General features: G+C 52.5%; 11 protein-coding genes. 8 read left to right on the top strand and 3 right to left on the bottom strand.

Annotated elements, in window-relative coordinates:
• Window positions 1-55 precede the first annotated feature (55 nt).
• On the bottom strand, window positions 56-1579 hold the full coding sequence (pdxR, locus tag BFW38_RS11095) for a MocR-like pyridoxine biosynthesis transcription factor PdxR (protein ID WP_069000402.1): 1524 nt from the start codon (window positions 1577-1579) through the stop codon (window positions 56-58).
• 109 nt (window positions 1580-1688) lie between these two features.
• Between pdxR and BFW38_RS11090 the strand changes: the two genes are divergently transcribed.
• From BFW38_RS11090 to BFW38_RS11070, 5 genes are all read left to right on the top strand, one after another.
• Window positions 1689-2426, top strand: coding sequence for a glutamine amidotransferase (locus tag BFW38_RS11090; protein WP_068998727.1), 738 nt, complete (start codon window positions 1689-1691; stop codon window positions 2424-2426).
• Window positions 2427-2757: 331 nt separating this feature from the next.
• Window positions 2758-4794: a methyl-accepting chemotaxis protein gene (locus BFW38_RS11085; RefSeq protein WP_068998725.1), complete on the top strand. Its 2037-nt coding sequence runs from the start codon at window positions 2758-2760 to the stop codon at window positions 4792-4794.
• A gap of 423 nt (window positions 4795-5217) precedes the next feature.
• On the top strand, window positions 5218-5874 hold the full coding sequence (gene adk / locus BFW38_RS11080) for an adenylate kinase (protein WP_068998723.1): 657 nt from the start codon (window positions 5218-5220) through the stop codon (window positions 5872-5874).
• A gap of 110 nt (window positions 5875-5984) precedes the next feature.
• Complete coding sequence (tsaB, locus tag BFW38_RS11075) at window positions 5985-6668, top strand: tRNA (adenosine(37)-N6)-threonylcarbamoyltransferase complex dimerization subunit type 1 TsaB (protein WP_068998721.1); 684 nt, start codon at window positions 5985-5987, stop codon at window positions 6666-6668.
• Between the two features lie 91 nt (window positions 6669-6759).
• Entirely contained in the window at window positions 6760-7575 is an 816-nt protein-coding gene (locus BFW38_RS11070; protein ID WP_068998719.1) for an undecaprenyl-diphosphate phosphatase, read from the top strand.
• Between the two features lie 142 nt (window positions 7576-7717).
• Here the strand turns inward: BFW38_RS11070 and BFW38_RS11065 are convergent, their stop codons facing one another.
• Both BFW38_RS11065 and speB read right to left on the bottom strand, forming a co-directional pair.
• A complete protein-coding gene (locus tag BFW38_RS11065; protein WP_068998716.1) occupies window positions 7718-9124 on the bottom strand; it encodes a YjiH family protein in 1407 nt (468 codons plus the stop codon).
• A 127-nt stretch (window positions 9125-9251) separates the two neighbouring features.
• A complete protein-coding gene (speB, locus tag BFW38_RS11060) occupies window positions 9252-10205 on the bottom strand; it encodes an agmatinase (protein ID WP_068998714.1) in 954 nt (317 codons plus the stop codon).
• A gap of 195 nt (window positions 10206-10400) precedes the next feature.
• Between speB and BFW38_RS11055 the strand changes: the two genes are divergently transcribed.
• The 3 genes from BFW38_RS11055 to BFW38_RS11045 all read left to right on the top strand — a co-directional run bounded on the left by BFW38_RS11055 (window position 10401) and on the right by BFW38_RS11045 (window position 12888).
• Entirely contained in the window at window positions 10401-11300 is a 900-nt protein-coding gene (locus BFW38_RS11055; protein WP_068998712.1) for a LysR family transcriptional regulator, read from the top strand.
• A gap of 333 nt (window positions 11301-11633) precedes the next feature.
• Window positions 11634-11912 carry a hypothetical protein gene (locus BFW38_RS11050; RefSeq protein ID WP_068998710.1) on the top strand — a complete coding sequence of 93 codons (279 nt, stop codon included), beginning with the start codon at window positions 11634-11636 and terminating at the stop codon, window positions 11910-11912.
• 166 nt (window positions 11913-12078) lie between these two features.
• Complete coding sequence (locus BFW38_RS11045; RefSeq protein WP_084004600.1) at window positions 12079-12888, top strand: class I SAM-dependent methyltransferase; 810 nt, start codon at window positions 12079-12081, stop codon at window positions 12886-12888.
• Window positions 12889-12995: the final 107 nt, after the last annotated feature.

The following is a 12995-nucleotide window of genomic DNA, read 5'->3' as shown; positions in this document are numbered from 1 at the left end:
TGTGAAAACCTGTGAGTGCCAAGCGACCGCCCCGTGCCGGGGGCGGTCGCTTTTTTTATGGGGTGTCGATGTCATATGACGATCGCGTCAGCTTATGCAATAGTTTTGCCAGGGTTTTGACAGCCGTCTCCAGCTCGTGAGGCGCATGAGCAGCAAACCCCATGAGGAAGCCTGGCTTGGGTTGGCTCGATGCGTAGAGGGGAGTTAACCCTAAGAGGTCGATGCCTACTCGGCGTGCGGCTTCAACGACCTTTTGTTCGGCAATATCACGAATGAGCACGCAGGGCATTTGCATCCCCCCGGTAGGCACCTGGGGTTCCACGAAGTCGGCGAGATGCTGGCGTATCAGCTGAGCCAGTTGGTCGCGTCGTTGGGCATAAACGGCACGCATGGTGCGGATATGAGCGCCGAAGTGGCCACTTTCGATAAAGCGTGCCAGTGTCAGCTGTGGAATCGGGGCGCTGTGACCATCCAATAGGGTGCGGGCTACGGTCATGGGCTCGACTAGCGAGGCTGGTAGCACCATATAACCGATGCGCAATCCCGGAAACAGGGATTTGGTGAAAGTGCCGATGTAAATGGTGCGTTCATGAGGGTCGAGCCCCTGCACGCAAGCAGTGGGTTTGCCTGCATAATGGAACTCGCTGTCGTAGTCGTCTTCGATGATCCAGCCTTGCTGTGCTCGTGCCCATTCGATGATGGCCAGGCGGCGGTCTAACGATAGCGTTGTGCCGGTGGGGAATTGGTGTGAAGGTGTTAGAAACACCGCCTGGGGACTCGTCTCAGATGATTGAGTCATCTCCAGCAGTTGCTCGACTTGTAGGCCATCGGTGTCCACAGGGACCGGTACACAGGTGAGACCGGCGGCGTCGAATGCTTTACGTGCACCGTGGTATACGGGGTCTTCGACGAAAATCCGATCCCCCGCATCAAGCAGCACCGTGGCGCATAAGGTCATGGCTTGTTGGGAACTGGTCAACACCAGGACTTGTTCGGGAGTGGCGTGAGCACCACGTTCCAGGTTGATGTAATCGGCAATGGCGCGCCGCAACGGGGCCATCCCTTGCGGTGGACTGTGTCTCAAGGCATGGGTGCCGTATTCTTTCAGCACCTGGCGTTCCACCCGTTCCCAGATTTGTAGTGGAAAACTGCGTGTTTCCGGCACGCCGGGCGCGAACGGGCGTGCTTCCAGAAAATCACGGACACCGCCGCTCTGGAGTATGGTGTGGCCTCGCTGACTAAGGCGTGGGGGCGTCTGGCGATCGAGGGGTGTGTATTTTGGCTTCCCTCTCCCGGATAAGCGTCGTGCCTGTTCTGAGACAAAGCTGCCGCTACCGACGCGACGTTCGATGAAGCCTTCTGCGTGCAGCTGGCTGTAAGCTGACTCGATCGTATCGCGGGAAACGCCCAATGATTTTGCCAGTGTGCGAGAGGCGGGCAGCGCCGTGCCGACACCTAGTGCACCGTCGAGGATCAACTGACGCAGTGCTCGCTGGATACGTGCATGTCGCGGTAAGGCACTGTGCACTGGGTCGCTGATCCAGGCTTTGACGGATTCAAGTAACGCGTGTTTAAACAATTGGTCGGTATCGTCTGTGAAAAATGGTGGGGTACATCCAGCCATTTTAAGTTTATAACGGTATGACTCAAGTCATCCCCACCGATTTTTCAGGAGTTATGGTCCGGCCATGTCATCTCTCGCTTCGACGAAAACAGCTATTGTGATTCGCCATCTGGATTTTGAAGACCTCGGCACCTTGGCGCCGCTACTTAAGGCACGCGGTTATGATGTGCGTTATGTGGAAGCCACCCTCGATCAACTACGCGATTTAGATCCGGCAGCGGCCGATCTTATGGTGGTGCTGGGGGGGCCGATTGGTGCTTTTGATGAGGCAATTTATCCCTTTATTGGTGATGAGTTGACGTTGATTCAGGATCGATTGGCATGTCAACGCCCACTATTGGGCATTTGCTTGGGGGCACAGCTGATCGCTCGTGCACTCGGGGCGCAAGTTGTCGGCATGGGCATGAAAGAGATTGGTTTTGCGCCATTGACGTTGACCCCTGAGGGGCAGGAATCGCCACTGGCGGCACTGGGGGCAGTGCCGGTGTTGCACTGGCATGGCGATCGTTTCGATATCCCCGCCGCTGCGACCCGGTTAGCAGGCACGGACATTTGTGCCCACCAGGCTTTTAGTGTTGGCCGCCATGTGCTGGCACTCCAGTGCCATTTGGAGGCCGACCCGGAGCAGATCGAACGCTGGTTAGTGGGGCATGCCTGCGAGTTGGCGCAAGCTGGTATTGATCTTGGTCGATTACGTACCGAAGCCAAGGCCCTGCAATTTGATTTGCCACGCGCCGCTGGTGCCGCGCTAAGCGCTTGGCTGGAAGGTGTAGAGACCACGCCTGCCCAGGGGGGATCTTAAGGGCCATATTGAACTGCACTGCCAAGCGACCGTCCCGTGCCGGGGGCGGTCGCTTTTTGTATGCCGGGTTTAGCGCGAGCATGCATGTTCCCATGCGAGACCACAGCACGTTACCAACGATTGTTTTAGACTAAACGATCGTTTGAATTTGAGTGCTAATCGCTTAGTGTGATGATGGCGTCATCAATCAAGGGTTACGCAAATAAGAGGCTTATCTGCCATTATTATCGCGTTGAGTCTGTTGTCTTTATCACGCTGAGGAACGTTTGGAGGCTGATTTTTCAACCTGGTTCAAACGAGACCTCACGATCTTTGCGTCGAGGGAACTTCCATGGGAAAGGCACTGTTTGGGCCGGCAATGGCACTGATGAATCGGTTGCATTACGTCACTAAATTCTCTCTGGTTTCACTCCTTTTTCTGTTGCCATTAGTCGTGTTCAGTACCTTGATTCTCAAAACCCTGTGGGCAGATTGGCAGCTCATTCAGCATGAGCGTCAAGGGTTGTCGCGTCAGCAGGATGTGCTCATGCTCATTCAACAGGCAGAGCATTATCGTGATCTCGCCGCTTTAAGCAATGGCCGGGGTGAGGTCGAATTAGCACAACAGCAAGCGGCAGCTTGGCAGCGTTGGCAGACTAGCTGGCAAGCGTTTATGACCTTGGCCAAGACGCAATTTCCTGGGATTGAAACCGGACCTCAGTTCGAGCAGGTCCAGGCGCTCGTCGAGACAATGAATACTTCGCCGGGTCGCTTGGGCAATCATGATCTGGCGATGAGCCACTATCAGCCTTTGGTGACGGCGGTTGAAGAGCTATTGGAAAATTTGCGTCAACGCAGTGAGTTGATTCGGGATTCACGGCTACCGGTGCAATGGCTACAAGGTGTGCTGTTGCAGGAGATCCCCGCCAGTTTACATGCGGTGTCTCAGGTACGCAGTTATGGCGCTTACAGTTTTTTGTTGGGATATATGGATTCCTCTTCCAGTCAGGTGCTGGATGAGGGGTATGAACGGTTACAGCATCAGCAGGCGCAGTTGGTACAAGTGCAATCGGTGATGCAGCTCCGTTTCCCTGAGCTTTCAGATCAGCTGGCCCCCCGCTTTGAAGCGGCTTCGGCAGCGCTGGCGGCGTTTCAAACGGCCTTGGATGAACAGTTGCTGGCGGCGATGAGCCTTGATCAACCCTGGTCGGCTTTTTATCAGCAGGGGGATCCCGCGCAAGCTGAGTTGATGGCGTTGGCCAAGGCTTTGATTGAAGCGGCTGATCGCCAGTTGGCCGATGCCGAAAGCGCCCAGCAACAGCGTATTGTGTGGATGGTGGCGGGGTTGGCCGCTATTTTGCTGCTGATTGCTTATTTGTATACCGGCTTTTATTTATCCATGCATCACAATATTCAAGTGCTGCTCAAGTCAGTACAGACCCTGGCCCGGGGCGATCTGACCCAAGTGCCGCAACGGCATACTCGGGATGAAATGGGCGCGTTAACCGATGCTTTTGCCGCTATGGCAGAGCATATGCGGCGATTGGTGCAGACGGTTGCAGAGACCGCCTCTGAGGTGGATCAACATGCTCATCAGGTCGCGACTTCAGCACAGCAGGCACAACAGGCGCATGACGTGCAAACCCATGAGACGGACCAGGTGGCGACGTCAATGAATCAGATGAGTGCTTCGGCCACCGAAGTCGCACAGCATGCCAGTAGCGCTGCTGAGACCGCCCAGTCGGTGCGTGATCAGGTCGAAGCCGGGCATCAACAGATGCAGCGAGTGCAATCTTGGATGCAACAATTGGCCAACACTCTGTCCCAAGCGGGAGATGCGGGGACTCAGTTGGTGCAACAAAGCAGTCGAGTCAATGAGATGCTTAATGTCATTCGTGAGATTGCTGATCAAACCAATCTGTTGGCACTGAATGCGGCTATTGAAGCGGCGCGAGCTGGAGAGAGTGGGCGCGGTTTTGCGGTAGTGGCCGATGAGGTGAGAGCTTTGGCCAGTCGTACTCAAGCCTCAACTCAGGATATTGCCGAAGTCATTGATCAGCTTTATCGCGGGATCGATGGGGTCGTCGAGCATTTATCCAGCAGTCAGCAACGAGCGGTGTCGACGGCTGAGCAGGCCGAGCAAATGGGGGCGCTTTTACAAGAGGTCACCGATGGTATGGCGATGATTCTCGGCATGGGTCAGCAAATGGCTACCGCCGCTCATCAACAGTCCAGTGTTGCCGATGAAATTGATGGCAACTTAATGCGCATTCGTGAGGGCAGTGACCATAGTCGTCAGGTTGCGCAGAGTACCGCAGATATCAGTGCCCAGCTGATTCGCTCGACGGATCATTTGCAACAGGCCGTGCAAGCTTTTCGCCTATACTGAAGTCGGGGCTTTCAAGTGTTCTTGAATGGATTAGGCTTGTCAGTGCTCGGGTGGCCCTGTATTGTCCAGTTATTCCATTTTAGATGACAAACTGGCCTAATTATCGCTCAGTCTTATCAGTATCTCCGCTGTGGATACCACAAGCAGGGGATATTGAGCTTTTTTCATCGCATGATTTTGGGAAAAGCGTGTTTATGAAAGCCGGTGTTTGAGCATTGAGTGTTTGAAAGCACGGTTTTCAAAACGCTTTTAAAAACATGTGATGAAACGCTTGTGAGTGATGGATATCAGGGTCATCTCGATGAGGGGCCGTTATAGTGCCCCTTAACGGGTGTGATCAGCGTCCCTGGGCTTGTTTGATACCCCATGACATTAAGCAGTCCGGTGATGCCGGGCTGTTGCCAGTTGATTAAGGAGATTTCCATGCGATTGATTTTGTTGGGCCCGCCTGGGGCAGGTAAAGGTACTCAAGCTCAGTTTATTTGTGAGTCTTTTGCTATCCCCCAGATTTCCACCGGCGATATGCTACGTGCAGCAGTCAAGGAAGGCTCTGAACTAGGGCTCAAAGTAAAAGAGATCATGACCACAGGTGGACTTGTCTCTGACGATATTATTATTGCGCTGGTGCAAGAGCGGATCACTCAGCCTGATTGCGCGAATGGTTTTTTGTTTGATGGCTTCCCACGTACCATTCCCCAGGCCGATGCTTTAAAAGAAGCGGGTGTGAAACTGGATCATGTGGTTGAAATCGCGGTTGACGATGAAGAAATCGTTAAGCGTATGGCGGGACGTCGTGTGCATCCGGGCTCTGGTCGTACTTATCATGTGATTTACAATCCGCCCAAGGATGAAGGGAAGGATGACGTGACCGGTGAAGGCTTAATCCAGCGTGATGATGATAAAGAAGAAACCGTTCGTCATCGCTTGGCGGTTTATCATGAGCAAACGGCCCCGCTGGTGGAATATTATCAGAGCTGGGCTAAGCAAGACCCCGCTCAGGCGCCTCAGTACAGCTGTATTGCCGGTGTCGGTAGTGTTGACGACATTCGTGAGCAGATTATCTCTGCACTGAAATCTTGAGAGGTTAGGATCAAACAGTGATCGTATGCGATTGCCTGGTGACCGTTTGGTCCTGCTTTATGAGCCCGCTATAATGCGGGCTCATTTGTGTCTACCCATAGAGAAAATTCATGTCTCGCATTCTTGCTGTTGAAACCGCTTCTGAAGCCTGCTCCGTTGCGCTATGGCACGACGGTCAAGTGGAGGCCCTTCATCGTGATTGCCCGCGTCAGCATGCACAGCAATTGTTACCGATGGTGCATGAGGTATTGAACCTCGCGGGGGTTCGTTTGTCTCAGCTCGATGCGATCGCCTTTGGCCGTGGTCCAGGCTCGTTTACCGGCCTTCGGATTGCCGCAGCCGCGACCCAAGGGCTGGCCTTAGCGCATGATTTGCCCGTGTTGCCCATCTCGACTTTACGCGCGATGGCCTATACCGCTCATCAGCAGTTATATGCACGGCATGTGATTACGGCATTGGATGCGCGTATGGATGAGCTCTACTGGTGTTGCTGGCGTTGGGAGCAGGATCATCCAGAAGCGTTGCATGAAGAGCGTCTCTCCGCGCCTGAAGCTTTGTTGCTGGATAAAGGTGAGGATGATGACTGGGTGCTGGTGGGATCAGGTGCGGATTATGATCAGCGCTTTCCACCGGTGGTACAAAGTCGGATTCAGCAACAGGTGGTGACACTTGGGCCCCAGGCGGATGCTATGGCGGTGCTGGCCGCGCAAGATCTGGCCGCAGGCCTGGCCGTTGATGCGGCAGAGGCAATGCCGGTTTATCTACGTGATCAGGTGACCCATCAACGTCGTTAAAATCGCCAGTAACGTCGAGGTGCGCTATTGAGTGCTGAGGGTTATGGCGTTTTATTGAATCTAGCGTCTTATTGAAAAAAGCGAGCCGCCTTTGGACTGGTTTCAATTAACCGCCCTGGCATTGATTCAGGGCCTTACCGAATTCTTGCCGATTTCAAGCTCGGCTCATTTAATTCTTCCCAATGCGTTACTGGGCTGGCCCGATCAAGGTTTGGCGTTTGATGTCGCCGTACATGTGGGGACGCTCATGGCGGTTATGTGGGCCTTTCGTCATGAGCTTGGGCGTTTGATACGCGGTTGGGGCGGTCAGTTTTGGCCTGCTGCTAGGGGACATCAACCCGATCCTGAAGCCGTGCGCCTAGGCTGGGCGATCATCGTGGCCACTGTGCCTGCTTGTATTGCCGGCCTTTTGTTAAGCGATTGGATTGAGCTGCATTTGCGCTCTGCTGCTGTCATTGGTTGGGCCACATTGGTTTTTGGTGTCCTACTGGGCTGGGCTGATCGCTACAGCGGCACTCGCCAATTGACTCAAATGACATTAAAGCTGGCGCTTGTGATCGGTCTATTTCAAGCCTTAGCTTTGATTCCAGGCACTTCTCGCTCGGGGATCACCATTACGGCAGCGTTATTGCTGGGCTTTAGCCGTCAAGAGGGTGCCCGTTTTTCTTTCCTGCTGTCTATTCCCCTCATCATCGCGGCCGGGTTGTTTAAAGGGATTGAGCTGTACGAGCACGCGGCCGAAGCTCGTTGGTTGGATATGGCTTGGGGCGTCTTATTATCCTTCCTTTCGGCTTGGCTATGTATTCGCCTCTTTTTACATTGGCTGGACCGGATTGGCATGATGCCTTTCGTGATCTATCGCTTGTGTTTGGCGGGTGTGTTGCTGGCGATGGTGTATTGGGGTTAATGATCACTGGGGCTCATGGCGTTAGGCCGAAGGTGGGTTGAGCGCTCAATGAAGAGCGCTCAGTGGCATGGGCTGATGATCAGAGCATTCATCGATTAGAGCTCTTGTCGATTAGAATTCTCGTGACTAAAACTCTTGTCGATTAGAACACTAAGGTGTGTGCAATCAGCGCAATAATGGGCAACGTAATGAGGGTACGGATGACGAAGATGGCGAGTAGTTCAAGTAAGTTAAGCGGGATTTTCGATTTCAGTAGCAGTACGCCGACTTCTGACATGTAGATCAGCTGTGTCATGGAGACGCAAGCGATGACAAAGCGTGTCAGTTCACTTTCAATGCCTTTGCCGAGTACCGCAGGCAAGAACATATCCGCAAACCCGACCAACATTGCGGGCGCTGCTTTAGCCGATTCTGGGAGTTGTAGTAAATCTAGAAGCGGAATGAGTGGATAAGACAGCCAGGTGAAAATAGGTGTGTATTCCACCAGTGCCAAGGAAACGGTGCCGATCGCGATCACCAGTGGCAGTAAACCAAATAATATATCCACGACATTCATCAAGCAGCTTCGTGCCAGCGTGGAAGGGCTGGGTGCGGTTTCTGCCCGACGTAATGCTTGTTCTAAGCCCCAGGAATATAAAGAGTGATTGCTGGGAACCGATTCATTGATTTGTTTACCACTACCACTGTAGTCATCCGACTTCCAGCATAAAGGTGGCAAACGCGGTGTGATAATCGCGGCAACTAAGCCTGAGGCCACCACGGTGAGATAAAACGGTACAAAGAGGTGGTCCAGCCCAATAAAGCTGCTGACCAGGAGGCTGAATGCGATTGAGGCGATCGAAAAGTTGGTTGCGATCACGCAGGCTTCACGTTTGGAGTAGAACCCTTGCTCATACTGATGGGTGGTAATTAAGACCCCCACGGTGCCTGATCCAAGCCAAGAGGCAATCGCATCAATCGATGAGCGGCCGGGTAAGCGAAATGTTTTCTGGAACGCATTACGAACTAGCGTACCGATAAACTCCATGAAGCCAAAGTCGACCAAAAAGGGCAGCAGGATGGCCGCAAAAAAGAAAAATGTGATTAACACGGGGGCAAGATCGAGCATCATCACGCCTCCGGTGTTGCGGTTCCAGACCCATTCCGGCCCAACTTCAAACAGAATCATGGTGGCAAATATGGCACCCGCTAACCTGAGCACTAGCCAAATGCCTTTAGGGGTGAAGATCTCGGCTAGGGTGGTATCTTGTTGCGACCAGCGAGGCTTAAACAGTGCTGTATAAAGCGCGATCAATGCTGAAATAACCAGTAGCGAGGTCGCAAAAGCAGGTAAATAGTCTTGAGTGAGCTCATTGAGTTGATCAGCCAGTACCCCCATGCCAATGGTGACTTTGCCATCCACCACGATCGGGGTTAAGAAGAATAGAAAGCCAATCAGTGAGGGGATTATGAATTTAAGGTATGTCGCCAGGGTATGCGGGCGGTGCGCCTTATCGACATCGCTCAGTAAAACGCTGTCTGCTTCTTTTTCATCCAGGTGTTGGTTCATGCTAAGCCTTTATTTATATTTATATTTTATCTTTTTAATAGGCCACCGAGCGGGGTCTTTCGGTGGCCAGTGCTTACACCGTTATCGGTACAGGTTGGATGTGCTGTACCGATAGCGTCGTGCGGATTTAATTGTGATAAGTCACTCCGGGTAATACGCAAAGCATTTCGTAAAGTAGGTTGGCACCAAGCTGGGAGGTGTTACCGCTGATGTCATAAGGAGGGGAGACTTCAACGAGGTCGGCGCCGACTAAGTTGAGCCCTCGGCAGCCGCGAACAATCTCCAGGGCTTGTGTTGTGGTCAGCCCACCGACTTCTGGGGTACCTGTTCCTGGGGCCCAGGCCGGGTCGATGCCATCAATATCAAAAGATAAGTAAACAGGGCCATCGCCGACCATTTTCTGTACTTCAGCCATTAAAGGCGCTAATGACTGATACCAGCACGTTTCAGCGGTAAACAAGCGGAATCCTTGTTCTTCACCCCATTTAAAGTCTTGAGCGGAATAGCCTTGCGCTCGCTGACCGATTTGTACCACTCGGTTACAGTCCAGCAAGCCCTCCTCGGCCGCCCGGCGGAATGTCGTGCCATGCGCTATGGATTCCCCGAACATTTGATCGTTGGTATCCGTATGTGCATCGATGTGAATCAGGCCTACAGGGCCGTGCTTTTTGCTTAAGGCGCGCAGTATGGGCAGTGTGATCGTGTGGTCGCCCCCTAATGTTAAGGGAATCAGCGGGTAGGCATTCAGCTCGCTGTAGTAGGCTTCAATGATGTCGACAGACTTAAGCAGGTTGTAAGTGTTAATGGGGACATCACCGATATCGGCCACTGATAAAGACTCAAAAGGAGCGGCGCCCGTGGCCATGTTGTAAGGGCGGATCATGACGGATTCTGCCCTGATTTGTCGTGGCCCATAACGTGTTCCTGCACGCTGAGATGTCCCGATATCGAGAGGAATGCCGACAAACGCTGCATCCAGTCCATTTAAATCTTCAGCGAAGGGGAGTCTGAGCATTGTGGCACGGCCGCCGAATCTCGGCATGTCGTTCCCGCTCTGGGGTTGGTTCAGGTGTTTGACCATGATGAGAAATCCTTCGTTATTGTCTTTTGTCGGTGTTTTGGATCGGTCGATGGTTTTGGGTTCGTCTTGATCGTAATCACGGTGGAATTAACGCATCTTAAAAATCCCTCCTTGACCATAAAATATGAAAAAATAAATATTCACTTCACAAATTTGTGAACTATCTGTCGGCATAGTGATAGGACGGCTTTTCGGATGAGAGCTCATAAGCGTTTGAACGTCAGGCTGCTGGAAGTTTTTGTGGCTGTTGCGAGGCATCAGGGGTTCATGGGGGCTCAGCAAGCGTTGAACCTGACGACTTCCGCAATCAGTAATTACATGAGTGAGTTGGAAGCCCAGCTTGGCTTTGTACTGTGTCAACGAGGTCGGGCGGGCTTTCAGTTAACGGAGAAAGGCGAGCAGTTTTTGCACCAGACGGTTCAGTTTTTGGGGGAGTTTGATGCTTTAGAGCGTAGTGTCGAAGCGATCAAAGGTGATTTAGGCGGTCGACTGACGATGTCGGTATTGGATGCCACGGTATTAGATACGACACTGTCATTGCCTAATGTGATTCGACAATTTAATCAGCGCTACCCCGCAGTCCATCTTGATCTTCAGGTTCGAACGCCCTACGAGCAGATCCACGGTATCTTAAATAACCAGCTCGATATCGCCATTGGCAATGTCCCTTCTGCCGTCAATAATATTATCGGGCGCGAGCTATACCGTGAACAGCACTGGTTGTATTGCGCAGATTCGCATCCGTTATTTGAAACGCCTCAGTTAACGGTTGAGCGGATTACGCAATATGGCTTTGTAACGCGACGTTATTGGAACTTTTCGGACCTACGTAAGCGTGGGTTTGGTCATAGCACTGCGACTGTTGAAAATATGGAAGCTCAGTTGGCCCTGATTCTGTCAGGCCAATACGTGGGGTACCTGCCTGAACGATATGCCCAGCATTTTGTGAAAGCCCAACGCTTGAAGCCACTACTGCCGAGTCAATTTGGATATCAAGCCTTGTTATCATTGATTTGTCGGCGCGGCCGTGCTCGTGAGCCGCTGATACGCGCTATGCGAGAGCTGCTGATTCAGAATACTGCGGATGATGCTTAATGTGTCATCAGTTGAGACCGGCTTGGTGGGAGAGACGGGCTCATTTAAATATGGGTATTGAATGCTTGTTATACTTTTGGCGGCTTCCATTGGGTCGGTAATCGCGGGAAACTGTTCTGGTAGCGTGAGTATGAGACTGAACTGATTGATGGCTCAGGACAAAGGCCATCGGTTCAGCGGTAACGGTTGGCGCTGTAATAGGCCATCATTGTGAACAACATTGAATTTGTTGATGACTATTCGTTGAATTTGTATTCAAGATGTTTACCCAGTGGCCGATAAAAGCAACAAGATGTAAGGAAACGGTCAACCACAGGGCAGGGGGAACTTTCTATGCAAATCAGAGGACCGCTTTCTGCGCCCTGGTCGCCACCGGCGCGGGCCAAACAACGGAAGCCTTCTGCCAAGCCTCAATCTCAACCCGCCTCGCAGCAAGGGCCAGAGGTGATTGCACTGGGTCAAGATATTGACTATATCGCGGCCCATGATGAGATGCCTCAAGATGACCGGCAATTGTCGGGTCATAGCCGTCGAGCTTTGCGCCATTATTGGGATGTGGCTCATCGTTCGTTACATCAAGAGCCCTGGCCGCGTGTTGATCTTTATGTTTAATCCTTCCTGCTGCTTAATGTTGAATCTTGCCGCTTGCTGACTCAAGCGTACTGTGTGCTTCTTCAATAGGTACTTTTAGGCGCTAAAATGCGCTTTTAGACGCCGTGTCGTAGACCTTCAAAATTAAATCGTTACCATATGGGGTTCATTCGATAGTGAGATATCTATGAATCCTGAGACGCCTCCGTTGACGTGGTACAAGCCTGCTGAGCTTGAGCTGCGATTACCTGCTGATGTGACGCTGCCCGAGACTTGGGCAACACAGCGCCCTGATACAGGGTTACTGCTGACGCTGACTGCCGAGGGGCTGCAGTTAGAAGATCTGGATCAACCTAAACTTAAACCGTTGCGGCTCGATTTTACCCAAGGGGAAATGGCCCATCGTCGCCGTTTCGGCGGCGGCCGGGGGCAGGCGGTGGCGAAGGCTTGTGGTTTGAAAGCGGGCGTCACTCCGTCCATTGTGGATGCGACGGCAGGCTTGGGGCGCGATAGTTTTGTCTTGGCCTCACTGGGTTGTCCGGTGTTGTCTCTGGAGCGCAGCCCTGTTGTGCATGCGTTACTCGCAGATGCATTAGCTCGGGCACACGCTGATGCTGAGTTGGCTTCGATTTTACAGCACTGGCAGCTGCGTCATTTAAATGCATCGTGTGAGCTATCAGGTGCAGTTGATGAGTGGTCATATTCGCCTGAGGTGGTCTATCTCGATCCTATGTTTCCTCATCGCGATGGGGCGCAAAATCGTGCGAAGGCTGCCGCTGCGGTTAAAAAAGAGATGCGGTTATTCCGTCAACTGGTCGGTGATGATGATGATGCGCCGACATTACTGGCGGCAGCATTGGAGGTGGCGACACATCGAGTGGTGGTCAAACGTCCCCGCAAAGCACCGCCCATTGACGGGCCTACACCTGGTTTAGTGTTGGAAGGTCAATCCAGTCGTTTTGATGTCTATCCCAAACAGGCTTTACGCCGTTCCTGAGTATCGCCTAGGCCTTTTAAATGCGGCTTATTGCGCTGTGCTGAGTTTATTGCGCAGTGATGAGCTTATTGTGTCGTGCCATTTTCAGGATCGCCAGATCATAGGTC

This window comes from Terasakiispira papahanaumokuakeensis, from assembly GCF_001709345.1.
GTDB lineage: Bacteria > Pseudomonadota > Gammaproteobacteria > Pseudomonadales > Halomonadaceae > Terasakiispira > Terasakiispira papahanaumokuakeensis.
Note: the sequence above shows the minus strand (reverse complement) of the source record. Positions and strands in the feature narration are given on the sequence as shown.

Coding starts and splice junctions, on each gene's coding strand:
- BFW38_RS11090 (WP_068998727.1), top strand. CDS start 1,689: ATGTCATCTCTCGCTTCGACGAAAACAGCTATTGTGATTCGCCATCTG.
- BFW38_RS11085 (WP_068998725.1), top strand. CDS start 2,758: ATGGGAAAGGCACTGTTTGGGCCGGCAATGGCACTGATGAATCGGTTG.
- adk (WP_068998723.1), top strand. CDS start 5,218: ATGCGATTGATTTTGTTGGGCCCGCCTGGGGCAGGTAAAGGTACTCAA.
- tsaB (WP_068998721.1), top strand. CDS start 5,985: ATGTCTCGCATTCTTGCTGTTGAAACCGCTTCTGAAGCCTGCTCCGTT.
- BFW38_RS11065 (WP_068998716.1), bottom strand. CDS start 9,124: ATGAACCAACACCTGGATGAAAAAGAAGCAGACAGCGTTTTACTGAGC.
- speB (WP_068998714.1), bottom strand. CDS start 10,205: ATGGTCAAACACCTGAACCAACCCCAGAGCGGGAACGACATGCCGAGA.
- BFW38_RS11055 (WP_068998712.1), top strand. CDS start 10,401: ATGAGAGCTCATAAGCGTTTGAACGTCAGGCTGCTGGAAGTTTTTGTG.
- BFW38_RS11050 (WP_068998710.1), top strand. CDS start 11,634: ATGCAAATCAGAGGACCGCTTTCTGCGCCCTGGTCGCCACCGGCGCGG.
- BFW38_RS11045 (WP_084004600.1), top strand. CDS start 12,079: ATGAATCCTGAGACGCCTCCGTTGACGTGGTACAAGCCTGCTGAGCTT.